This is a genomic window from Sphaerimonospora sp. CA-214678 (assembly GCF_050942215.1).
Lineage (GTDB): Bacteria > Actinomycetota > Actinomycetes > Streptosporangiales > Streptosporangiaceae > Sphaerimonospora.
This window is the reverse complement of record NZ_CP192056.1, coordinates 4,612,185-4,635,774: the sequence shown is the minus strand read 5'-3', so window position 1 is coordinate 4,635,774 and position 23,590 is coordinate 4,612,185. Positions and strand designations below refer to the sequence as shown.

Annotated in this window: 20 protein-coding genes; 14 read left to right on the top strand and 6 right to left on the bottom strand. The window is 70.6% G+C overall.

The window, feature by feature from the left end:
- The 12 genes from ACQP1K_RS20770 (at nt 1) to ACQP1K_RS20715 (ending at nt 14,063) form a co-directional block, all read left to right on the top strand.
- On the top strand, nt 1-1,272 hold the full coding sequence (locus ACQP1K_RS20770; protein ID WP_433497370.1) for an ABC transporter substrate-binding protein: 1,272 nt from the start codon (nt 1-3) through the stop codon (nt 1,270-1,272).
- A 69-nt stretch (nt 1,273-1,341) separates the two neighbouring features.
- Nucleotides 1,342-2,628 (top strand): Gfo/Idh/MocA family protein, encoded by a 1,287-nt coding sequence (locus ACQP1K_RS20765; RefSeq protein WP_433497369.1) that lies wholly within the window; start codon nt 1,342-1,344, stop codon nt 2,626-2,628.
- Nucleotides 2,629-2,811: 183 nt separating this feature from the next.
- The gene (locus tag ACQP1K_RS20760) at nt 2,812-3,819 is read left to right on the top strand and encodes a LacI family DNA-binding transcriptional regulator (RefSeq protein WP_433497368.1); all 1,008 of its coding nucleotides are present in this window, start codon (nt 2,812-2,814) and stop codon (nt 3,817-3,819) included.
- A 244-nt stretch (nt 3,820-4,063) separates the two neighbouring features.
- Nucleotides 4,064-4,873: an NAD-dependent epimerase/dehydratase family protein gene (locus ACQP1K_RS20755; protein WP_433497367.1), complete on the top strand. Its 810-nt coding sequence runs from the start codon at nt 4,064-4,066 to the stop codon at nt 4,871-4,873.
- A gap of 7 nt (nt 4,874-4,880) precedes the next feature.
- On the top strand, nt 4,881-6,362 hold the full coding sequence (locus tag ACQP1K_RS20750) for an aldehyde dehydrogenase (NADP(+)) (protein WP_433497366.1): 1,482 nt from the start codon (nt 4,881-4,883) through the stop codon (nt 6,360-6,362).
- A 191-nt stretch (nt 6,363-6,553) separates the two neighbouring features.
- Nucleotides 6,554-7,327 carry an IclR family transcriptional regulator gene (locus tag ACQP1K_RS20745; RefSeq protein WP_433497365.1) on the top strand — a complete coding sequence of 258 codons (774 nt, stop codon included), beginning with the start codon at nt 6,554-6,556 and terminating at the stop codon, nt 7,325-7,327.
- A gap of 59 nt (nt 7,328-7,386) precedes the next feature.
- Nucleotides 7,387-9,948, top strand: coding sequence for a DNA translocase FtsK (locus ACQP1K_RS20740; protein ID WP_433497364.1), 2,562 nt, complete (start codon nt 7,387-7,389; stop codon nt 9,946-9,948).
- Nucleotides 9,949-10,053: 105 nt separating this feature from the next.
- The gene (locus ACQP1K_RS20735) at nt 10,054-10,791 is read left to right on the top strand and encodes a helix-turn-helix domain-containing protein (RefSeq protein ID WP_433497363.1); all 738 of its coding nucleotides are present in this window, start codon (nt 10,054-10,056) and stop codon (nt 10,789-10,791) included.
- Nucleotides 10,792-10,820: 29 nt separating this feature from the next.
- On the top strand, nt 10,821-12,254 hold the full coding sequence (gene rimO, locus ACQP1K_RS20730) for a 30S ribosomal protein S12 methylthiotransferase RimO (protein ID WP_433497362.1): 1,434 nt from the start codon (nt 10,821-10,823) through the stop codon (nt 12,252-12,254).
- A complete protein-coding gene (gene pgsA / locus ACQP1K_RS20725; protein ID WP_433497361.1) occupies nt 12,251-12,883 on the top strand; it encodes a CDP-diacylglycerol--glycerol-3-phosphate 3-phosphatidyltransferase in 633 nt (210 codons plus the stop codon). The genes rimO and pgsA overlap by 4 nt, the downstream gene beginning before the upstream one ends.
- Before the next feature lie 24 nt (nt 12,884-12,907).
- Complete coding sequence (locus ACQP1K_RS20720; RefSeq protein ID WP_433497360.1) at nt 12,908-13,429, top strand: CinA family protein; 522 nt, start codon at nt 12,908-12,910, stop codon at nt 13,427-13,429.
- Between the two features lie 253 nt (nt 13,430-13,682).
- On the top strand, nt 13,683-14,063 hold the full coding sequence (locus ACQP1K_RS20715; protein WP_433497359.1) for a helix-turn-helix domain-containing protein: 381 nt from the start codon (nt 13,683-13,685) through the stop codon (nt 14,061-14,063).
- A gap of 128 nt (nt 14,064-14,191) precedes the next feature.
- Here the strand turns inward: ACQP1K_RS20715 and ACQP1K_RS20710 are convergent, their stop codons facing one another.
- Both ACQP1K_RS20710 and ACQP1K_RS20705 read right to left on the bottom strand, forming a co-directional pair.
- Entirely contained in the window at nt 14,192-14,992 is an 801-nt protein-coding gene (locus ACQP1K_RS20710; protein ID WP_433497358.1) for an Fpg/Nei family DNA glycosylase, read from the bottom strand.
- 13 nt (nt 14,993-15,005) lie between these two features.
- Entirely contained in the window at nt 15,006-15,470 is a 465-nt protein-coding gene (locus tag ACQP1K_RS20705) for an RrF2 family transcriptional regulator (RefSeq protein ID WP_055481600.1), read from the bottom strand.
- 337 nt (nt 15,471-15,807) lie between these two features.
- Between ACQP1K_RS20705 and ACQP1K_RS20700 the strand changes: the two genes are divergently transcribed.
- Complete coding sequence (locus ACQP1K_RS20700; protein WP_433497357.1) at nt 15,808-16,992, top strand: ROK family transcriptional regulator; 1,185 nt, start codon at nt 15,808-15,810, stop codon at nt 16,990-16,992.
- 295 nt (nt 16,993-17,287) lie between these two features.
- Here the strand turns inward: ACQP1K_RS20700 and ACQP1K_RS20695 are convergent, their stop codons facing one another.
- From ACQP1K_RS20695 to ACQP1K_RS20680, 4 genes are all read right to left on the bottom strand, one after another.
- Nucleotides 17,288-18,742: a glycoside hydrolase family 3 protein gene (locus ACQP1K_RS20695; RefSeq protein WP_433497356.1), complete on the bottom strand. Its 1,455-nt coding sequence runs from the start codon at nt 18,740-18,742 to the stop codon at nt 17,288-17,290.
- 105 nt (nt 18,743-18,847) lie between these two features.
- Nucleotides 18,848-19,699: a carbohydrate ABC transporter permease gene (locus ACQP1K_RS20690; protein WP_433497355.1), complete on the bottom strand. Its 852-nt coding sequence runs from the start codon at nt 19,697-19,699 to the stop codon at nt 18,848-18,850.
- Complete coding sequence (locus tag ACQP1K_RS20685) at nt 19,696-20,622, bottom strand: carbohydrate ABC transporter permease (protein WP_433497354.1); 927 nt, start codon at nt 20,620-20,622, stop codon at nt 19,696-19,698. The genes ACQP1K_RS20690 and ACQP1K_RS20685 overlap by 4 nt, the downstream gene beginning before the upstream one ends.
- 89 nt (nt 20,623-20,711) lie before the next feature.
- Entirely contained in the window at nt 20,712-22,049 is a 1,338-nt protein-coding gene (locus ACQP1K_RS20680; protein WP_433497353.1) for a sugar ABC transporter substrate-binding protein, read from the bottom strand.
- Between the two features lie 215 nt (nt 22,050-22,264).
- On the opposite strand from ACQP1K_RS20680, the gene ACQP1K_RS20675 reads away from it, so the two are divergent.
- On the top strand, nt 22,265-23,440 hold the full coding sequence (locus ACQP1K_RS20675; RefSeq protein ID WP_433497352.1) for an ROK family protein: 1,176 nt from the start codon (nt 22,265-22,267) through the stop codon (nt 23,438-23,440).
- Nucleotides 23,441-23,590 lie beyond the last annotated feature (150 nt).

Below are 23,590 nucleotides of genomic sequence, written 5' to 3'. Positions count from 1 at the left end.
ATGCGCTCTTCGAAGTTGGCGGCCCTGCTCACCGTGGCCGCGATGGCCCTGACGGCCTGCGGCAGCGGCGGCGGCGACGACGCGGCCGACGGCAAGGTCAAGATCCGCTTCTCCTACTGGGGCAGCGACTCCAGACAGAAGCTGACCGAGGAGGTCATCGCGGCCTTCGAGAAGAAGAACCCGGACATCGACGTGGTCGGCGAGTTCTCCGACTGGCAGAGCTACTACGAGTCGCTGGCCACCAAGGTCGCGGCGGGCGACGCGCCCGACGTCATGACCCTGGAGATCCGCGGCCTGGCCGAGTACGCGGGCCGGGGCGCCATCGCCGACCTCACCGGCAAGATCGACACCGCCGCCCTCGCCCAGGACGCGCTCGCCGCCGGCCAGGTCGACGGCAAGCAGTACGCCATCCCCACCGGTGTCAACGTCTTCGCGATGTACGCCAACAAGTCCGTGCTCGAGAAGGCGGGGGTGGAGCTCCCGGACGACAAGACCTGGACCTGGGACGACTACATCAAGCTCTCCGCCGAGATCAGCAAGGCCGGTAACGGCGAGTACTACGGCACCGAGTACACCTCCAACAATCCCACCTACCCGACCATCTACGCCGCCCAGCGTGGTGAGAAGCTCTACGACAACGGCAGGATCGGCATCACGGCCGACACGCTCAAGGCCTGGTGGGGGAACTTCCTCAACATGATCGAGACCAAGGCCTCACCCGACGCGGCGAAGATGAACGAGATCATCGCGGCCGGTGTGGAGCAGTCGCTGATCGGCACCAACAAGGGCGCGTTCGGCATGTGGTGGAGCAACCAGCTGGGCACCCTGAGCAAGGTCTCCGGCTCCGAGCTGGCCATGCTCCGCATGCCCAAGCTGGAGAGCGGCGGCGGCCACGGCATGTTCCTCCAGCCCGCCATGCACTGGACCATCTCCAGCAAGACCGAGCACCCGGCCGAGGCGCAGAAGTTCGTCGACTTCCTGGTCAACGACCCGGATGCGGGCGGCATCCTGCTCAGCGACCGGGGCCTGCCGATCAACTCCAAGGTCCTGGAGGCGATCAAGGGCAAGCTGACCCCGGCCGACCAGCAGAGCCTGGAGTTCATCGACGAGGTCAAGAGCGAGCTCAGCGCGGCGGTCGTCCCCCCGAAGGGCGCCTCGAAGATGGAGGACGTCATCAAGCGCTACACCGAGGCCGTGACCGCCGGCCAGATGACCCCCGACGAGGCCGCCGGCAAGTTCCTCGAGGAGGCCAACGCGGCCATCGCCGGCTGAGACCGAAGACCCTCAGCGCCGCCGTACGGCTCGCCCGAGCCGTACGGCGGCCCACCGCGGAGAGACGAGATGAGATACGCATTCGTCGGGCTCGGCCATCGTGCCCAGATGTACGTCGACGCGCTGCTCGGCGACTGGCGGGACACCGGCGCCATCGTCGCGCTGTGCGACACCAACCGGACCCGGATGGACTACTACGTCGAGCTCATCGGGGAGAAGGTGCCCTGCTTCGCGCCGGACGACTTCGGCGCGATGCTGGAGCTGTGCGACGCGGTGGTCGTCGCCACGGTGGACGCGGCGCATGCCCGCTACGTCGTCGAGGCGCTCGATGCGGGCAAGCGCGTGATCGTGGAGAAGCCGCTGACGACCGACGCCGAGGGGTGCGCCGCCATCGCCGCCGCGGCGGAACGGAGTCCCGGCTCGCTGGTCGTCACCTTCAACTACCGTTACTCGCCCCGCAACTCGGCGGTCCGCCGCCTCATCATGGACGGTGCGATCGGCGAGGTCACCTCCGTGCACTTCGAGTGGACGCTGGACACCATCCACGGCGCCGACTACTTCCGCCGCTGGCACCGGGACAAGGCCAACTCCGGCGGCCTGCTCGTGCACAAGTCCACACACCACTTCGACCTGGTCAACTGGTGGCTGGCCGCCGCGGCGCGGAGTGTGTACGCCCAGGGCGACCTGCGCTTCTACGGCGCGGACAACGCCAGGACACGCGGTCTCGGCACGCGGCCCGAGCGCGGCAGGGGCGCCCCCGGCCTCGGCGCCGACCCGTTCATCCTGGACGTCGCGGCCGACCCGCGGCTCAAGCGTCTCTACCTGGACGCCGAGCACGAGGACGGCTACCTCCGTGACCGGGACGTCTTCGCCGAGGGCGTCACCATCGAGGACAACATGGCGGTTCTGGTCCGCTACGACAACCGGGCCCTGCTCACCTACTCGCTCAACGCGCACGCGCCCCTCGAGGGCTATCGGGTCGTGTTCAACGGCACCCGCGGCCGGATCGAGCTGGAGGTGTGCGAGCGGTCCTGGACCCCGCCGCGCGCCGCGATCGATCCGAGTGCGGCCGCCAAGGAGCACGCGGCGGGCTTCCGCGAGCGGCTCACCCTGCAGGAGCACTGGCGGGAGGCGCGAGAGATCCCGATCGAGCGGGGCGACGGGGCACACGGCGGCGGCGACCGGCTGCTGCTCGATGACGTGTTCCGCGGCCCCGGAGACGACCCGCTGGCCAGGCAGGCCGGCTACCTCGACGGGATCCGCGGCGTGATGGTGGGCGTCTGCGCCAACGAGTCCATGCGGTCGGGCCGCCCCATCCGGCTGGCCGACGGCGGTACCCGCATGGCCGGCCACTGAGCGGAGCAGGCGGCCGAGGTCACCATACTTGTGTCCGACGGGCTGGGCTGGGGGAGGCGCGACCGCGCGAGCCCGGCGAGTCGTCGTGCTCGCCGGCTCTGCCGGGAGACGACTTCGGCTTTCCGCACAGGAGCGGGTCCTCGGCTGGCTCGCCCGCCACTTGAGAGCAGACAGAGGTGTGCAATGGCGGTAACGATCAGGGACGTGGCCCAGGCGTCGGGAGTGCACGTCTCGACGGTGTCGCGTACGTTCTCGGCGCCGCACATGGTGAGCGGGGAGACGCGCAACCGGGTGCTGGCGGTGGCCGAGCAGCTGGGGTATCGGCCGAATCGGGCGGCGCGGGCGTTGACGACGGGGCGGACGCACAATCTGGGGCTGATCGTCGCGGACATCGCCAACCCCTTCTTCCCTCCGCTGATCAAAGCGGCGCAGGCGCAGGCGCGGGAGCGGGACTACCACGTGTTCGTCGCCGACACCGACGAGAACTCGCTGCGGGAGCAGGAGCTGATCGAGACGCTCTCCAAGCAGGTGGACGGTGTGCTGCTGTGCAGTCCGCGCCTGTCGAACCGGGTGATCGAGCGGTTGCGGGCGCAGGTGCCGTTCGTGGTGGTCAACAGGTGGATAAAGGGACTGCCCACGGTGCTGATGGACGTGGGACAGGGCGCCGCTGCGGCGGTGGAGCATCTGGCGGCTCTCGGCCATCGGAGGATCGCGTTGCTCTCGGGCCCGAGCGGCTCATGGACCAGCCAGGAGATGCACACCGCCGTCACCGCCGCCGCGGCCGAGTCCGGCATCGAGCTGACGGTGCTGCGCCCGAACGAGCCGACCGAGCGGGGCGGGCTGGCGGCGGCGGCCGCGGTCGTCGCGTCGGAGGTGACCGGTGCGCTGTGTTACAACGACCTGGTCGCGATCGGGCTGATCGAAGGGCTGCGCGAGCGCGGCCTCAGCGTGCCCGACGACATGAGCGTCATCGGTGTGGACGACAGCCTGCCGAGCCGGTTGAACAGGCCGAAGCTGACGACGATCACGATGCCGACCGCCGCCGCCGGACGGATGGCCGTCGATCTCCTGCTGGCGGCCGTCAACGCGGGAGAGGGTGCGGCGGCCACCCTGGCCCGGCTGCAGACCGACCTCGTCGTGCGCGAGTCCACCGGGGTCGCCGCATCCGCCGGGCCGGGGCCACGCGAGTAGTCTCCGGTCTCCCGCGCCTGGTGCGGCGCCGCCGTGCCGCACCCGATGCGTCGGGCGGGCTGGCGTGGCGCCTCGTGCGCCCGCACCCCTCGCTCTGCTTCTCCGGTGTGCCGGCCGGGTCTTTCGCGTACCCGCGGATGGGAAGATCATCGGGAGCGCCGGTCGCCGACGGCCCAGACCGCGGTTCAGACTGCGGTACATCCGATCCGAGCGACGAACCCGAGGAATGAAGGAAGCGGACACGTTGCGAATACTCATGACCGGCGCCGCGGGAGGAATGGGCACCCTGCTCCGGCCACGACTGGCCAGGGAGGGGCGCGTGCTGCGCCTGCTCGACATCGAGCTCGACCGCACCGATCTCGGTCCGGGGGAGGAGGCGGTGATCGGCGACATCACCGATGCCGGCACGATGGCCGCGGCGATGGACGGCGTCGACGCCGTGCTCCACCTCGGCGGCCACAGCCGGGAGAAGCCGTGGGCGGACATTCTCGAGGTGAACATCAACGGCACCTGCGTGGTGCTGGAGACCGCCAGGAAGGCCGGGGTGCGCCACGCGGTGCTGGCGAGCAGCAACCACACCGTCGGGTTCCACCCACGCGCCGGCCGGGTCCCCGACTACCTGTTCCCCCGGCCGGACACCTACTACGGCGTCGGCAAGGTCGCGCTCGAGGCGCTCGGCTCGCTCTACCACGACCGGTACGGCATGGCCGTGACGTGCCTGCGCATCGGGTCGTGCTACGAGCGGCCGCACGACGACCGCATGCTGTCCACCTGGCTGTCCCCCGACGACTGCGCCCGCCTGGTCGAGGCGTCGCTGACAGCGGAGGGATTCCACATCGTCTGGGGCGTGTCTGCCAACACCCGGGGCGGGTGGTCCCTGGAGGAGGGCCGGGCCATCGGCTATGAGCCACGGGACGACTCCGAGGTGTTCGCGGCGGAGATCCTCGCCGCCCAGGGTGAGCCGGATCCGGCCGACACCACCCGGGGGCTGATCGGCGGGTCGTTCTGCGATCGCGATCTGGATGCGGACAATCTCCTCAAGAATGGGAAATGAGATGACTATGGGAGATCTGATCTCAGGCAAGGACACGGCCGGCGTGGTCGACGACGCGGTGGCGCGTGCCGCCGCGTCGGGGGCGAGATGGCGGGACACCCCGGCCGCCGAGCGCGCCGCGGTGCTGGAGGGCGTCGCCGACGCACTGCTCAAGCACACCGACGAGCTCTGGCCGGTGGCCCACGCCGAGACCCGCCTCGGCGAGGCCCGGCTGCGCGGGGAGATCGCGCGTACGGCCGCGCAGTTCCGGCTGTTCGCCGTCGTGCTGCGGGACGGCGGCCACGTCGAAGCGGTGATCGACCACCCCGACCCGGACGCCACGCCACCCCGGCCGGACGTACGCCGGATGAACCACCCGTTGGGGGTGGTCGCGGTCTTCGCCGCGAGCAACTTCCCGTTCGCGTTCTCGGTCGCCGGCGGCGACACGGTCTCGGCGCTCGCGGCCGGCTGCCCGGTGGTGGTCAAGGCCCATGAGGGTCACCCCCGGACCTCGGATCTGACCGCCTCGATCGTGCGCCGGGCCCTGCCCGACCCCGGCCTGCTCGGGCTGGTGCACGGTTTCGAGGCGGGGGTCTCGCTGGTCGGGCACCCGCTCGTGACGGCCGTCGGCTTCACCGGTTCGCTCGCGGGCGGCAGGGCCGTCCAGGAGCTGATCGGCCGGCGGCCCGATCCGATCCCGTTCTACGGTGAGCTGGGCAGCGTCAACCCGGTCGTCGTGCTGCCGTCGGCCGACCCCGCGGCCGTGGCGGCGGGGTTCGCGGCCTCGCTGACGCTCGGCGTCGGCCAGTTCTGCACCAACCCCGGCCTGGTGTTCGTGCCCGAGCGTCCGGGAGAGCCCGGCGATCGAGGCGAGCCCGGGGGGCAGGGCGAGTTCGAGCGGGCCATCGGCGCGGCCGTCGCCGCGACGACCGGCGGTCCCATGCTCACCGCGAAGATCCGTGACGGTTATCTGCGCGCGGTCGAGCGGCTGCCCGGCGCCGGCCTCGCCGTACTGGCCCGTGGCAGCGCCCCGGAGGCCGGGGACGGCGTGACGCCGCAGGTGTTCTCGGTCGGGCTCGAGGCGTTCGCCGGCGGACTGCCCGAGTTGGCCGAGGAGTGCTTCGGCCCCGCCGCGATCATCGTGCGATACCGTGACCCGGCCGACCTGCCGGAGGTGCTGCGACGGCTGCCGGGGTCGCTCACGGCGACCGTGCACGCGGCCGATCCGGCCGAGGCGCGCGATCTCGTGCCGGTGCTGCGGCGGCTCGCCGGCCGCCTGATCTGGAACGGCTGGCCGACGGGCGTCGCGGTGTGCTGGGCCATGCATCACGGCGGTCCGTGGCCTGCCTCGACGGCCGCCGCGCACACCTCGGTGGGGGCGGCGTCCATCATGCGGTGGCAGGCCCCGGTCGCCTACCAGGACTGGCCGGCGGACCTGCTTCCCCTCGAACTGCGTGACGACAACCCCCTCGGGGTGCCGCAGCGGGTGGACGGCCGCCTCCGGGCCTGACGTCCGACCGGCCGGCCCCGCCGTCGCGTACGGCCCGCGTCCCGCCGGGGCGTGAGCCGTACGGCCGCCGGCGTCGCGCCTCGTGGTGCGGCGTGCCGGGCCGGAAGCACTCTCCCCGGTTCGGCCACGCCGACGCCGCGTGGGAACCGGACCACAATAGGAGAGGCGGGCCGCGGTCAGGGAGGTTACACATGGCGGAACCGGTGTCACACGTGAAGTCGGCGCTCCGTACGGTCGAGCTGCTCGACTTCCTCGCACAATATCCCGGCCTGCACAGCCTCACCGACCTGCAGGGCAAGCTCGGCTACCCCAAGAGCAGCCTGCACGCCCTGCTGCGCACGCTGGTCGATCTCGGCTGGATCGAGACGGACGTCACCGGAACGCTCTACCGCATCGGCATGCGGGCGCTGCTGGTCGGCGCGACGTACATCGACGGCGACCCCGTGGTGCAGATCGCCAGGGACGCGCTCGACTGGCTGGCCGAGGCCACCGGCGAGACCGTGCACCTGGCCCGGCTGGACCACTTCGACGTCGTCTACCTCGCCACCAGGGCCTCGCGCCACTACCTGCGGCCGTTCTCCCGCGTCGGCCGCCGCCTGCCGGCCGGCACCACCTCGCTCGGCAAGGCGATCCTCGCCTGCCGCGACGACGAGGAGGTGCGCGCGATGCTGCCGCCCGAGTTGCCCGCGCTGACGCGGCACACCATCACCGATCCCGTACGGCTCCTGGCCGACCTGGCGCAGGTCCGCGAGCACGGGTACGCGGTGGACCGCGAGGAGAACACCGAGGGAGTGCGCTGCTTCGGCGTCGCCCTGCGCGTCACCGATCCGCCGCGCGACGCCATCAGCTGCTCGGTGCCCATCCCGCGGCTCACCGACGAGCGTGAACAGGAGATCGCCGACTGCCTGTACGAGGCAAGGGATCGCATCGAACGCCTCGCCGTACGGCAACGCCGTGCCTTCTGATCCCGTCCTTCCGGCGTGCCTCCGGGAAAACTCCCGTTCTTGCGAGTAACTTCGGCATCATGGCCGCCCGTACGTCCGGACAGGGGTCCGGCAAGCGCCCGACGCCGCGCTCCGGGTCCCGTACGGCATCCGCGAAGCGCCCAGCTTCCCGCAGCCGGGCCGCGGGCAGGTCTGCCCACAAACCGGCGCAGAAGCGCCCCGTCGTGACCGGTCAGGATCCGATCAGCTGGGTCTTTCTGATCATCGGCAAGCTCATCATGGGCCTGTGGTCCCTGATCGCCAACGCGCTGGGCGTGGCCGCCAGGGCACTCGGGCAGGGGGCGCGCGATCTCGATCCGGCACACCGCCGCGACGGGGCCGGCCTCGCGGTCCTCGCCGCCGCCATCGTGGTGGCCGCGATGACCTGGCGCGACACCAAGACCGGAGCGGCGGCCGTCGTGGACGCGGTGGTGCGCGGCACGGTCGGCGCGCTCGGCTGGGCGGTGCCGGTGCTGCTGGCGCTGCTCGCCTGGCGGCTGCTGCGCCACCCCGACCAGAACGCGGAGACCGGCCGGATGGGCATCGGGTGGGCCGCGCTGCTCGCCGGAATCCTCGGGATCGTCCACGTCGCGCACGGCACGCCGTACCCGTCGGGCGGCCCGAACGACGGCATGGGGCACGTGTCGGAGGCCGGCGGCATGCTCGGCTTCATGGTGTCGGCCCCGCCGTCGAGCATCCTGCCGCCGTTCATCACGATCCCGCTGCTGCTGATGCTGTCGGGGTTCGGCCTGCTGGTGATCACGGCGACCCCCGTCCACCGCGTCCCCGAGCGGCTGGCCGAGATCCAGCACATGCTCTTCCAGCGGCCGGAGGGGGCTCCCGGCACTTCCCGGCCCAAATCCAAACCGGCCACGCAGAAGAAGCGACCGCGCAGGCGGGCGGAGGACGGCGACCGGCCGGGCGACGGAGAGGCCGGCGCCAAGCCGTACGACACGCCCGTGCTGAAGGAGCACTCCCCGGAGATCGTGCCCGGTCTCGTGGACGAGACCGGCTCCGCCGAGGCCGCACGCTCCAAGGAGCCCGCACGGCAGGCCGGGCAGCCGGAACATACGGCGCAGCCGCCGCCGCCGACCCCGGCGCCGCGCAAGGTCGAGCAGCTCATGCTGTCGACACAGGCCGGGCCGTACGTCCTGCCGGATCTGCAGCTGCTGCGGCCGGGCACGGCGCCGAAACCGGAGACCAAGGCGAACCGGACGGTCGTGAACGCGCTGACCAGCGTGCTCGAGCAGTTCACGATCGACGCGCAGGTCGTCGGCTTCACCCGTGGCCCGACCGTGACCCGGTACGAGATCGAACTCGGTCCGGCGGTCAAGGTCGAGAAGGTCACCGCGCTCACCAAGAACATCGCTTATGCCGTTAAATCGGCGGATGTCCGGATCCTGTCGCCGATCCCCGGCAAGTCGGCGATCGGGGTGGAGATCCCCAACGTCGACAAGGATCTGGTCTCGCTCGGCGACGTGCTGCGCTCCGAGGTGGCCCAGCGTGACCATCACCCGATGATCGTGGGCCTCGGCAAGGACGTCGAGGGCCGCACGATCGTGGCCAACCTGGCCAAGATGCCGCACATCCTCATCGCGGGCGCCACCGGAGCCGGTAAGTCCACCTGCATCAACGGGCTGATCACCTCGATCCTGCTGCGGTCGACACCGGACGAGGTGCGGATGGTCCTCGTCGACCCCAAGCGCGTCGAGCTCAACACCTACGAGGGCATCCCCCACCTCATCACGCCGATCATCACGAACCCGAAGAAGGCCGCGGAGGCCCTCGAATGGGTCGTGGGCGAGATGGACCGCCGGTACGACGACCTCGCGGCCAACAACTTCCGGCACATCGACGACTTCAACAAGGCGGTCAGGGCGGGCAAGCTGACGCCGCCGCCCGGCAGCGAGCGGGTGTACCAGCCCTATCCCTACCTGCTGGTGATCGTCGACGAGCTCGCCGACCTGATGATGGTCGCCCCCCGCGATGTCGAGGACTCGATCGTCCGAATCACGCAGCTCGCCCGCGCGGCGGGCATCCACCTGGTCATCGCGACGCAGCGGCCGTCGGTCGACGTCGTCACCGGTCTGATCAAGGCCAACGTGCCCTCCCGGCTGGCGTTCGCGACCTCGTCGCTGGCCGACTCGAGGGTCATCCTCGACCAGCCGGGGGCCGAGAAACTGGTCGGGCAGGGCGACGCGCTGTTCCTGCCCATGGGCGCCAGCAAGCCCATGCGGCTGCAGAACGCGTTCGTCTCCGAGAAGGAGATCGCGGACATCGTCGCCCACTGCAAGACCCAGATGCAGGCCGAGTACCGCGAGGACGTGGCCGCGCCGGCGGCGGCCAAGCGGGAGATCGACGAAGAGATCGGCGACGACCTCGACCTGCTGATCCAGGCGGCCGAACTGATCGTCTCGACCCAGTTCGGATCGACCTCGATGCTCCAGCGCAAGCTGCGGATCGGCTTCGCCAAGGCGGGGCGGCTGATGGACCTGCTGGAGAGCCGCGAGGTGGTGGGCCCGAGCGAGGGGTCCAAGGCACGGGAGGTGCTGGTCAAGCCCGACGACCTGCCCGGCCTCCTGGCCGATCTCCGGGGACATTGAATAACTTTGGGTAGACCTCCGAGTACGTTGCGTAGCAGACTACTGGTTGAATGGGACTAACTACGCAATGTAGGGCGAGCGGCAGCTCGGACAAGGGGGCGACCTATGAGCGTTGGCGCTGCGTTGTCGGAAGCGCGGCAGCGAGCTGATCTGACCGTGGCTCAGCTCAGCGATCGCACGCGCATCCGCGAAGGTGTCATCGAAGGCGTCGAGCGGGATGACTTCTCCGTTTGCGGCGGCGACTTCTACGCGCGCGGCCATATCCGGGCCCTCGCCGGCAGCCTGGGACTGGACGCCGAAGACCTGGTCCGGCAGTACGACGAGCTCCACGCCGGCTCGCGGTCCCCGGTCCGGGCGTCCGCCGTGTTCCGCGGGGAAGACCTCGTCAGGAACCGGTCGCGGCATGCTCCGAGCTGGACCATGGCCGTCGCGGTCGCGCTGGCCCTCGTCGTGGTGTTCGCCGTCGTGCGGCTGCTGAGCGGCTCCGGCGGCAAGGCGGGGGAGACCGCGGCCCAGCTCCCCATCGCCGTGCCCAACGCGGGAGCGCATCAGGCCCACGAGCCCGGAAAGCCCGCGCAGGCGCGCGGCGTCGTCACGCTCAAGGCCGTCGCGAAGAAGCCGACGTGGGTGAACGTCAGGGACGGCCAGGGCCACAAGGTCTTCCAGGGCACGCTGACGGAGGGCAAGGCGACGACCTGGACGGCCAAGGGCCGGATGCGGGTGACCGTCCGCGACGCGGGCGCCGTACGGCTGGAGGTCAACGGCAAGGACGTCGGCGCCCTGGGCAAGGACGGCCAGACGGTGGTGCGCACCTTCGAGGCGGGCGGGCCGGGTGCCCGCTGAGGGCCAACTGCCGATACCGTAGTTTCATCATGTCTGCTCGCCGAACCGTTTCGCTGATCACGCTGGGCTGTGCCCGCAACGAGGTCGACTCCGAGGAGCTGGCCGCGCGCCTAGACGCGGCAGGATGGCGCCTGGGAGACGACAATCCCGACATCGTCGTCGTCAATACCTGCGGGTTCATCGATTCGGCGAAGAAGGACTCGATCGACACCCTGCTCGCGGCGGCCGACACGGGCGCCAAGGTGGTCGCGGCGGGATGTCTGGCCGAGCGGTACGGCGAGCAGCTCGCCGAGGCGCTGCCCGAAGCCGCCGTGATCTCCTTCGACGACTACACCGAGATCGGGGAGCGGCTCGACGACGTGCTGGCGGGCAAGACGCTCAAGCCGCACTCGCCGCGCGACCGGCGAACGCTGCTGCCCATCACACCGGTCGCCCGCGCGGCCGCCGCCTCGAGCGCGAGCATCCCCGGCCACGGCGTCCCGTCCGGCCGGGCCGACGAGAACCTGCCGGACGGCGTGGCGCCGGCCAGCGGCCCCAGGACGCTCAGGAAGCGGCTGGGCGGCGGTCCGGTCGCCTCGATGAAACTCGCCTCCGGATGCGACCGCCGCTGCACCTTCTGCGCGATCCCGGCGTTTCGCGGCTCCTACGTCTCCCGCCCGCCGGAGGACCTGCTGGCCGAGGCCCGGTGGCTGGCCGGGCAGGGCGTCACGGAAATCGTGCTCGTCAGCGAGAACTCGACGTCGTACGGCAAGGACCTGGGCGATCTGCGCGCGCTGGAGAAGCTGCTGCCGCGGATCGCCGCCACCGAGGGCATCGAGCGGGTCCGGGTCAACTATCTCCAGCCCGCCGAGCTGCGGCCGGGCCTGCTCGACGTGATCACCGGGACCGAGGGCGTGGCGCCGTACTTCGACCTGTCCTTCCAGCACGTCAGCGGCCCGCTGCTGCGGCGGATGCGCCGGTTCGGCGACGCCGAGCGCTTCCTCGATCTGCTGGCGCGCATCCGCGAGCGCGCGCCGGAGGCGGGCATCCGGTCCAACTTCATCGTGGGCTTCCCCGGCGAGACCCCCGGCGACTTCGACACGCTGGCGGGCTTCCTGGAGGAGGCCAGGCTCGATGTGATCGGCGTCTTCGGCTACTCCGACGAGGAGGGCACGGAGGCGTTCTCCTTCGAGGGCAAGCTCGACCAGGAAGTGATCGACGAACGGGTGGCCGCGTTGAGCCGGCTGGCCGAGGAACTGACCGCCCAGCGCGCCGAGGAGCGCATCGGCACCGACCTCGAGGTCCTGATCGACGAGGATCTGGGGGACGGGGGATACGAGGGCCGCGCCGCGCACCAGGGCCCCGAGGTGGACGGTTCGGTGACCGTCCAGGGGATCGGACTCGTTCCCGGCCGGATCGTCCAGGCCGTCGCCGTCGACGCCGAAGGGGTCGACCTGATCGCCCGGATCAAGGCAGGCCCATGACGGAGCGCAGCGAGCCGCCCTTCGTCCCGCAGCCCGCGCCGTCCGTGTCCGCCCCGTCGCCCGTGCCGACGGCGAGGCGGGTGAGCACCTGGAACATCGCGAACGCGCTGACCATCGGACGACTGGTGATCGTGCCGGTTTTCACGGTCTTCCTGTTTCTGGAAGGCCCCACCTGGCGGCTCGCTGCGCTCGGCGTGTTCCTTCTCGCGTCGTTCACCGACCAGCTCGACGGCTGGCTGGCCCGGAAGTACGCGCTGATCACCGACTTCGGGAAGATCGCCGACCCGATCGCGGACAAGGCCCTGATCGGCGCCGGCCTGGTGAGCCTGTCCTTTCTCGGTGAGCTCCCCTGGTGGGTGACCGGTGTGATCCTGGCCAGGGAGGCGGGGGTCACGCTGCTGCGGTTCCTGGTCATCAGGCACGGCGTGATCCCGGCGAGCTACGGAGGCAAGGTCAAGACCGTCCTGCAGATCGCCGCCATCGCGCTCTACATCGTGCCGGGGGTGCCCGCGCCGGTCAGGTGGGCGGCCATCGGGCTCGCGCTGGCCGTCACCGTGGGAACCGGCCTCGACTACGTGGTGCGGGCGATTCGGCTGCGGCAGGTGGCGGCCAGGGCACGGGGCAGGTGAAGGAACGCCGATGCACGGGAGGGCATGGTGACCGGCGGGACGACGGGAGAGGCCGCGGCGGAGGCGGCGCGTGTCCTGGCGCTGCTGGTGGAGGGCGGGGCCACCGTCTCGGTGGCGGAGTCGCTGACCGGGGGTCTGATCGGAGCGACGCTGACGGCGCCGGCCGGAGCGTCGGCGGCCTTCCGCGGCGGCGTGGTGGCCTACGCGACCGACCTCAAGGCCGGACTGCTCGGTGTGCCGGCCGACCTGCTCGCCCGGGAGGGCGCGGTGCACCCCGACGTCGCCGCGGCGATGGCGCGTGGAGTGCGCGAACTCACGAAGGCGGACTACGGCCTCGCGGTCACCGGGGTCGCCGGCCCCGACCCGCAGGACGGCAGACCGGTGGGCACGGTCCACATCGCGCTGGCCGGCCCGGGAAACCGGATCCGGCACTGTGACATCGTCCTCGACGGGGGCAGGGACCAGATCAGGTGGGAAACCTGCCGAGCGGCTTTGAGCCTGCTTAGAGGTGTGCTGGAGGCAAATATGGGGGAACATTCGGGGTGATTACCGCGTTACGTCACCAGCGAACATGCTCACCACGGTCTGCCGCGGTGTTGCTCTCTACAGGTACGGTGGAGCTGTGAGTGAGGTCCGTGAGCCATCGGCGAGGAGCAAGTCAGGCACGCGCCCGGCGAGAGGGCCGAGCGAACCAACGGTGACGGCGAGGAGCATGCACGAAGGACATTCGAAGAAGGGGCGACATGAGCCCACCGCGCGAGGCGTCGTGAAGGCGCCCCCCTCGGGGAGGGAGCGACAGATGATCCTGCTGCGTCAGCTGCTGGGTGATGTGCTGCGAAGGCTGCGGATGCGCCAGAATCGCACGCTGCGCGAGGTGTCCACGCTGGCGCGCGTCTCGCTCGGTTACCTCTCCGAGGTCGAACGCGGCCAGAAGGAGGCATCCTCGGAGCTGCTCGCCTCGATCTGCGGCGCGTTGGGCGTGCCGTTGTCGCAGGTGCTCCGTGAGGTCTCCGACCAGTTCGCGCTGGCCGAGCTGCAGGCCGCCCCGGTTCTGGCCGACGTGCCGGAGCGCGAACGCCTGCCGATGCCCGAGCCCGTGCCCGCCGGCATCCCCGACAGCGAGTTCGACGAGGACTTCCGCGGGTACAGCCCGGAGGTCAAGGACATGGTCGCCGCCTGATCAGGGCGCCACGTCGCGCCGCACGGCGCGGCCGTCAGGCTGGCGTGTTCCGGTCTGCGTCCCCGGGTGAGTCTGGGGTTCGCCGGGCACCACGGTCGCCCCGGCTCCTGTTCCTTCGTCCGGCGTTCCTACGCCTGGCACACGGGACACCAGAAGATCAGCCGTTCGTACGGCTCGGCCCCTCGGCCGGTGGCCGACGGCGTCTCGCCGCGGCGGATCGGGGCCCCGCATCGGCGGCATGGCCGGCCCGCTCTGCCGTATACGAACATCGACCTGCCCGGCCGGAGATCACCCGTCGTGATCGGCCGCGGTGCTTCCCTGCTCGCGTCCATGAGGGCGTGGGCGAGTCCGGCCAGTGCCTCGAGTTCGTCCGGTGAGATCGACCCCACCGCGCGCCAGGGCGAAAGACGCGCGGCGAACAGCGTCTCGGCCCGCCAGATCGTGCCGATCCCGGCCAGATTGCGCTGATCGAGCAGTGCCTCCCCGATGCCGCGGCCGGGGCGCTCGCCCAGGTTGCGCGCGGCCAGCGCGGCGTCCCAGTCCGGACCGAGCAGGTCGGGCCCGAGATGACCGACGACCCGGTCCTCATGGTCCGTGGCCACGAGGTCGACGACGCCGAGCCTGATCCCGGCGGCCTGCCACAGCTCGTTCGCCAGCACGAGCCGTACGACATCGCCGCCGGGCAGCGGGCGTCCCGCCGGGGCGACCCGCCAGCTTCCGTCCATCCGCAGATGGGTGTGCACGGTCAGGCCGCCCGCCACGCGCGTCAGCAGGTGTTTGCCGCGGGAGATCGTGGTGAGTACGGCGCGGCCGCGCAGGTCGGCGGTCGCGTGGCGGGGGACCCGGAAGTCAGACCGGGTCAGCACCCGGCCGTCGAGCGCCTCCCTGAGCCGCCTCGCGGTCCGGTATACGGCATCGCCTTCCGGCACGGCAGCGCGCCACTCAGACCGACGGGTTGGAGTTCCAGGCCGCGGGGTCGGAGGCGAGGTCGGTCACCCGGGCGGGCAGGTCGCCCTTGGCCAGGTGTTCCAGGGTCACCTCTTCCAGGATCGCCCGCTCGCTCGCGCGCAGCGCGATCCACACCTCCTGCAGCGCCTGGGCGGCGCCCTGGTATCCGACGTGTTCCGGACGCTCGCCCCGAACGTTGGCCAGCGGCCCGTCCACCGCTCTTATCACGTCGGCGAGGGAGATCTGAGCGGCCGGCCGGGCCAGGACGTAGCCCCCCTCGGGACCACGCTGGCCGCGCACCAAACCGGCCCGGCGCATCTGCAGCAGGATGTTCTCCAGGTACTTGGGGGGCATGTCCTGTCCCTTGGCCAGCTCGCCGACCGTTGTCGGCCCCTCGCCCGCGGCGGCGAGCTCGGCGGCGGCACGGAGGGCGTAGTCGACACGGGCAGAAAGTCGCATGTGGTCGATTATCCCGCCTGGTAGACGTCCATTGGACGGCGGCCTCACCTCATCGCCCTGGTGAGGGACCGTTGTGGTCCGCCGGTCGGCCGAGGCGGAGCCGTACGACGACCGGGGACGGCCGGAGAACGGAGGCCCGGCGCGCGGGGCTCGACCGCCCGCGGTCCCGGCCCGGGGAGCACGCGGCCGGCGCGCTTCACCGGGCTGACGGCGCTCCTTCCGGCCGGGGGGTCGGTAAGCTTTCAGGAAGCTTTGTTGGCGATTAAGAGAACCTTTGTTGGCGATTAAACGGGCAGAGTGTGACGGCGTGGCGGGACCGAGCATCGAAAGCAGGAGCATGGAGCGACGTCCTGGCGTGCCCAGGTTGCTCCGGGAGATCAACGACAGGGCCGCCCTGGAACTGCTGATGGCGTCGGGGCCCCTCACCCGCGGTCAGATCGGCCAGCTGACCGGCCTTTCGAAGGTCACGGCCTCCCAGACGCTGGCGCGGCTGGAGGAGCGCGGGCTCGTGGAGGTCGTGGGGGAGCAGGCCGGCAACCGCGGGCCGAACGCCGCGCTCTACGGCGTGGTCCCCTCGTACGCCTACGTCGCCGGTCTCGACGTGGGCCCGGACTCGGTCACCGCGGCGGTGGCCGACGTCAAGGGGGATGTCGTGGCGGAGGTGACGGCCTCCCCGCAGGGCCATGACGATCCGGTGTCGATCGTCCACAACGCGGTGGTGAAGGCGTGCCGCTCCGGCCGGGTCGCCCTGTCGAAGCTGCGCGGCGTCGTGATCGGCACGCCGGGCGTGGTCGATCCGCGCACCGGAGACGTACGGTTCTCGTTCGACCTGCCGCACTGGCACGAGGGCATTCATGAAGCACTGGCCAGGGATCTGCGCCGCGACGTGACCATCGAGAACGACGTCAACCTCGTGGCGATCGCCGAGCGGGTGCAGGGGGCCGCCCAGCGGGTGGACGACTTCGTGCTCGTGTGGGTGGGCCGCGGCATCGGCCTGGCCGTCATGCTCGGGGGGCGACTGCACCGCGGCAGGTCGGGGAGCGCGGGAGAGATCGGCTATCTGCCGGTGCCCGGCGTTCCGCTGGCCGCGGATGTGAAGGCCACACCGGGCCGGCCGCCGTCGCTCGCCGGCGGTCTCCAGTCGCTCGTCAGCTCCGAGGCCGTGACCGAGCTCGCCGGGACGTACGGCTTCACCGGGGCGACGGCGGCCGACTGTGTGACGGAGGCGGTCGCGGCCGGGCCCAGGGGCGAGCGGCTGCTGGACGAGATCGCCTCACGCCTCGCGCTCGGGGTGGCGTCGGTGTGCGTGGTGCTCGATCCCAGCCTGGTCGTGCTGGCCGGAGAGGTGGGCCGGGCCGGGGGAACGGAGCTGACCTCCCGGGTGGAGGACGCGGTGGCCAGGATCTGCCCCATCAGGCCCGAGGTCGTCACCAGCGAGGTGACCGGCAGGCCCGTGCTGCGCGGTGCCGTCCTCGCCGCACTGGAACGTACCCGTGAGGAGATCTTCGCCTCCTCCGCCTGACCCCCCTCCCCTCCTCCCCCCCCCGTGATCTTGCGAATTCTCGCAGCGTGCCATCCTGACCTGCATGAATTCATTCCGTGATCTTGCAGAACCTCGCAGCCGAGCCTCCTGAGCTGCGACGACAACCCTCGTGATCTTGCAGTTGGCGGTCACATGCAAGATCACCAAGGCTGTACGTCCTGGTCGGCGCATGGGTCTGCGAGGAACTGCAAGATCACGGAGGGAGAAGCGCCTGCTCAAGGCATGGGTCTGCGAGGAACTGCAAGATCACGGTGGGGGGTGGGGGGTGGGGGGCTCAGTGGGTCAGGAGTTCCGCGGCGGCCTGGGCGTTGGCCCGGGCAGCGCCGTACGTCGCGATGTAGGCGGCGGCGCCGGGCCGCCAGATGGGCAGGCCCATCTCCACCACGGTCGAGTCCGGCCGGACGGCGAGCAGCGCGGAGACCAGGCTCCTGGTTCGCGAGTACCGGTGGGCGTCCTTGACCACGATGATCAGTGAACGGCCGTCGGCCCGGCCGAGCAGCGTGCGGGCGTCGGCGTCGTCGAGTGTGACCCGGACGGTCTCCGCGTCGGGCAGCCATGGCGCGATCCCCCACGGGACGTCGCCCACGGCGATGGTCGGCGGGGTGTCGACCTCGATCACGAACGGATCGGTCAGCGGCGTCACCGAGCCGGACAGCGTGACCGCGCGGCGTGCGGCGTCCAGGCCGACGTCGTCGCTGCGTACGGGGGCCGGGCGGGGAGCGGCGAACCACTCCCGCAGCCGGTCGACCCGCTCGGCCGCCTCCTCCAGACGGGCCGCGGCCAGCCTGCCGCCGGCGACCGCTTGGGCGATCCCGTTCACCAGGTGCTCGATCTGCCCGGCCGTGGGCAGCGGTCCCAGACACAGCAGGTCCGATCCGGCCGCCAGGGAGAGCACGGCGCCGCCGAGCAGGCCGACGCCCTTGGTGATGGCGTGCATGTCGAGGGCGTCGGAGATCACCACGCCGTCGTAGCCCATCTCCCCCCGCAGCAGGGTGGTCAGCGCCTCCCCGCTGAGCGTGGCGGGAAGGTCGCCCGTGAGATCGGGGATCGACACGTGCGCCGTCATGATCGACTTGGTGCCGGCGGCGACGGCCGCCTGGAACGGGATCAGCTCGCGCTCCCACAGGAGCTCGCGGGACGCCGTCACGAGCGGGATCTCCAGGTGCGAGTCCTGGGTGGTGGCGCCGTGCCCGGGGAAGTGCTTGACGCACGCGGCGATCCCCAGGGACTGCAGGCCGCGTACGGCGGCGACCGTGTGCCGCGCGACGAGGCCGGGCGAGGAGCCGAAGGATCGGGTGCCGATCACCGGGTTGTCCTCGGCGGTGTTGACGTCGGCGACCGGTCCCATGTCGAGGTTCACCCCGCAGCGGGCGAGGTCGGAGCCGATGGAGTGGTAGACCCGCTCGGTCAGCTCCACGTCGTCGACGATCCCGAGTGCCGCGTTCCCCGGATAGGGGCTGCCGGTGTGGTAGGCGAGCCGGGTGACGTCGCCGCCCTCCTCGTCCAGCGAGATCACGGGGTTTCCGGAAGCGCTCAGCCGGGTGGTGAGGGAGGCGACCTGCTCGGGGTCGCTCACGTTGAAGCCGAAGAGGGTCACGCCGCCCAAGCCGTCCTCCAGGCCGCGCAGCACCCAGTCGGGGGCCTGCGCACCCTGGAAGGAGACGAGCAGCGTGCCGGCCGCGAGACGACGCAGCCCCCGATCCCCGGTGCTCGCGCACAAGTCAGACATACGTCTCGATTCCTTTGGTGACAAGTTATGGGTACGGCTCGCGGGCACGGTCCAGTACGGCTACCTCCCTCGTGAGGCGGTAGCCGTGACCGTGCGCCGGCGGGGTTAACCCTTGACGGCGCCCGCGACGAGGCCGGAGACCATCCGCCGCTGGACCAGGAGAAAGAAGATGAGGACCGGGATCGTCATCAGAGTGGAGGCCGCCATGATGGCGCCCCAGTCGGTCGACCGCTGTCCCACGAAGAACTTGAGGGCGATCGGCATGGTGTATTTGCCCTGATCGCCGATCAGGGTCAGGGCGATGACGAACTCGTTCCACGTGGTGATGAAAGCGAAGATGCTGGTGGCCACCAGACCGGGGGCGACCAGCGGGAACAGCACCCGCCAGAAGGTGCTGAAGCGGCTGGCGCCGTCGATCCACGCCGCCTCCTCCAGCTCCTTGGGCACCGCGGCGACGAACGTGCGCAGCATCCAGATCGAGAACGGCAGCGTCAGGCCGACGTTGAGCACGACCAGGCCGAGCAGCTGGTCGGCCAGGCCGAGTCGTCTGGCCATCACGAACAGCGGGATCAGCAGCGCCTCGGCCGGCACCATCTGGACGATCAACAGCAGGATCAGGAACGAGGTGCGGAAGCGGAAGCGGAACCTGGACACCGCCGTGGCGGCGAGCAGCGCGAACACCGCGCCGATCAGCACGGTGGAGAGCGCCACGACCGCGCTGTTGAAGAGGAACTGCCAGATCGGGTGCCCGGCGACGCCCTTGGTGAAGACCCGCTCGACATGATCGAGCGAGGGCGGGCTCGGGAACGGGATGAAGTCCGTGGTGAAGATCTGGTCGTTCGGTTTGAAGGCCGTGCTGACCATCCAGTAGACCGGGAAGACCGCGAAGAGGAACACGGCGATCCCGGCGCCGTTGAGCGCGAACTTCCCGAGTTTCTTACGAACGAGCGGGTTCATCGCACGTCCTCCGTCTTCACGATCTGCCGGACGTACACGAACGTGATGATCAGCAGGATGATGGTCAGCACCACGGCGACGGCCGCGCCCAGGCCCATCTTCGGGCTCCCGCCGAACGCCTCGGCGTAGCTCCACAGCGAGAGGTTGAAGGCCTCGCGGTTGGCGGTTCCGCCGGCGAGGAGATAAAGCTGGGTGAAGACCTTGAAGTCCCAGATGATCGACAGCACGATCAGGACCGCGTAGACCGGCTTGAGCATCGGCAGGGTGATTCTCATGAACGTCGTGATCGGCCCGGAGCCGTCCATCTCGGCCGCCTCGTAGAGCTCGTGGGGGATGCTCTTGAGCCCCGCGAGGATCGACACCGCGATGAACGGGAACGACGCCCACACCACCGCGACGGTCAGGACCAGATAGATGGTGAACGGCTCGTTCAGCCAGGGCTGGCCGCTCCAGTCGGCCCGGCCGAAGACCAGGTTCGACAGCCGGTCGGGCAGCAGGTTCAGCGCCCAGTTGGCGATGCCCGCGTCGGAGTCGAACAGCCACTTCCAGATGATCGCCTGGGCGGGCGGCGGGGTGGCCCAGGCGGCCATGACGCCGACGATGACGAACATCGACATCTTCGAACCGAGCCGGTGCAGCAGCAGGCCGACGAGCGTTCCGAGCACGATGGTCAGGGTGACCGCCGCGACGGCGAACAGGAGGGTGTTGCGCAGCGAAGGCCAGAAGAGGTCGGATTCGAAGATCTTCGTGTAGTTCTCGAGCCCGACGAACTCCGGGGGGACCGGGTTGATCGCCCGGAGGTTCTTCAGCCGCACGTCGTGGAAGGACATGTCGACCATCTGGTACAGCGGATACAGCAGCAGCGCCGCGATGACCAGGAGGCCGGGAGCGAGGAGGGCGTACGGAACCAGCCACGAGGGCATGCCCGACCCGCGCGACGCCTGTCCGCGCCGCGACGGGGCGGAGGTGCTTCCTCCGCCCCGGACGGTCGTTGACGTTTGGGCCATGATCGTTACTGGTTGAGGATGGACTCGAGCTCGGTGTTCGCGTCCGCCAGGGCCTCGTCCACGGTCTTCTTACCCTCGATCACGCTACGGGCCGCGTTCTGCAGCACCGCCTTGGTGTCGTTGGCCTCGGCCCAGTTGGGGGAGGCGGGGAAGCCCTTGGCGACCTTGAACGTGTCCGCGAACGGCTTCTGCGCCGGGTCCTGGGCCAGCTGGTCCAGCGCCTCGGGGTAGAGCGGGAGCAGGCCGCCGTTCGTGGCGTACCGGACGCCGAACTCCTTGCCCGCGGCGAGCTTCACGTACAGCGTGGCGAGCTCCTTGTTCTTGGCGTCGTTCCAGACCGCGATGTCGTTGCCGCCCTGGAAGGCCGGGGCCGGGCCGCTGCCGTCCTTGGCCGGGATCGAGAAGAAGGCCATCTTCGACTCGTCGATCTTGCCCTTGCTCTGCTCCTTGATGGCGTTGATGTCCCAGCCGCCGGTGACGTACATGCCGACCTTGCCGGCGGCGAACCGCTGGGCGATGTCGACGGAGTTCTGCGTCAGACGGCCCTTCCCGGAGACTCCGTGCTCCGTCACCAGGCCGGTGTAGAACTGGAAGCCCTCCTTGAAGGCGGGCTCGGTGAGCCGGCCGACCCACTTGCCGCCCTCGAACTTCGCGAAGTCGCCGCCCGCCGACCAGATGAACGGCGACAGCGACATGTTCGCGTCGGAACCGCCGTTGAAGGCGAAGGCGTCGACGTCCTTGCCCTGCTTCTCCACGATCGTCTTGGCCGCGGTGACGAGTTCGTCCCAGGTCTTGGGGATCTCGATGCCGAGCTTGTCGAACCAGTCCTTGCGGTAGAGGACGGCCCGGGTGCCGCCGCCCCACGGCGCCGCGTAGATCTTGCCGTCGATCGTCTCGTAGCTCCACAGGTTCTGCGGGATCTGCTGGAGCTCGGCGTCGTTCTTCACCACGTCGGTGATGTCGGCCAGCGCGCCCTGCTCCACCCACGCGGCGACCTGGTCGTTGCCGAACTCCGTGACGTCGGGGCCGTCGCCACTGGCCAGCGCGGTCGACCACTTCGACTGCGCGTCGGGCCAGGGGATCCACTCGAGTCTGACGTCGGCGCCCGTCTGCTCCTTGAACTTGGCGTTCAGGTCGTTCATGTACTTGTCGTCGTTCTCGGTGGGGGCGCCGAGACGCCAGACCCTCAGGGACTGGCCGGCGAACCGCGGACCGTCGCCCGCATCGGACGCGGCGGCTGATGGCGTGGAAGCGGCGGAGTCGTCGCCGCTGCCGCAGGCGGCGAGTCCAAGAGCCAGCGCAGCGGTCGTGGTGGTCACGGCCGCGATTCTCGCGATCTTCACGTTGGGTGTCTCCCTTCCCGGCTTCGCGTCCGGCGGGCGCCTCGACCGGGCGGGCGGCATGCCGCTCACCGGACCGGGGCGCTCTCCTTTCGGTCGGCGCTCATGGCGTCCCGAGGCCTGATCGGTTGCCTCCGGGGTGGCTGGCGCTAAACTAACAAGAAACTTTCTTATAAGAAACTACTGTTAGCGGATCGTGACGAGAGGGGAATCAGCCGGTGTCTCGACGACCTGGAACACCCAGGCTGCTCAGGCAGATCAACGACCGTGCGGCACTGGAACTGCTCCTCTCCAAGGGCCCGCTGACCAGGGCCGAGTTGGGAGAGCTTACCGGCCTCTCAAAGGTGACGTCAGGTCAGCTTCTGTCCCGATTGGAGACCAGGGGGCTGGTCACCGCCGCCGGTGAGCGGCCGGGCGGCCGGGGGCCCAACGCGGCCCTCTACGGCGTCAATCCGGCGAGCGCGTACGTCGCGGGCATCGACGTGCTGCCCGACAGCGTCACCGTCGGCGTCGCCGACATCACCGGGACCGTCATCGCGGAGATCATGGTCGATCCGACCGATGCGGGCGATCCGGTGCGCATGGTCCACGGGGCCGTCACGCGGGCCTGCGAGGCCGCCCGGGTCGAGCCGTCCCGGCTGCGCTGTCTGGTGATCGGCACGCGCGGCGTCGTCGACCCCATGAGCGGAGAGGTGCGCTACTCGTTCGACCTGCCCGCCTGGCACCTCGGCGTCCTCGCCGGCCTGCGGGACGTCCTCGGCGACTGCGTGATCATAGAGAACGACGTCAATCTCGCCGCGCTCGCCGAGCAGACGCACGGCGCCGCCAGGGGCGTGGAGGACTTCGCGATCCTGTGGGCCGGCGTCGGCCAGGGGCTCGGGGTGATGCTCGGCGGCAGGCTGCATCGCGGCGTCACCGGCGGCGCGGGCGAGATCGGCTGGCTGCCCGTCCCGGGGGAGCCGCTGCCGACCGACGTCACCGCCCCGCAGAGCGGATCCTTCCAGCGTCTCGTCGGGGGAGACGCGCTGGTCGGGCTCGGCCGGGCCCATGGCCTGAACACCGGCCCCGGACCGGACGCCGGCGTCGCGGACCTGGTCCGTACGGCTCTGGCCACGGGCAACCAGGAGTTCCTCGACGAGCTGGCGGGACGGCTCGCGATCGGCGTCGCCGCGGTGTCCGTCGTGCTCGACCCCGGCCTGGTGGTGCTGAGCGGCGATGTCGGCAGGGCCGGGGGGAAGACGCTGGCGGCCAGGGTCGAGGAGGCGGTGGCCCGCATCTGCCCCAGCCGCCCGGCCGTCGCGGTGAGCGAGGTCGAGGGCAACGCGGTGCTGAGCGGCGCGATCGTCGCGGCGCTCGGCCGGGCCCGCGAGGAGATCTTCTCTGACACGGTGTGACCGGCTCGGCCTTCGCCCGTCCGGCCCCTTCACCCGTGGAAGACCCTCGCGGGCCCGGCATCTGCGCGGTGCCCGAGGCCGCGCCGGGAGGAGGAGCGGGTCCCCGCCGTATGGGGCCCGGCGTGCGGTCCTCCTCCCGGCCTGGCCGAA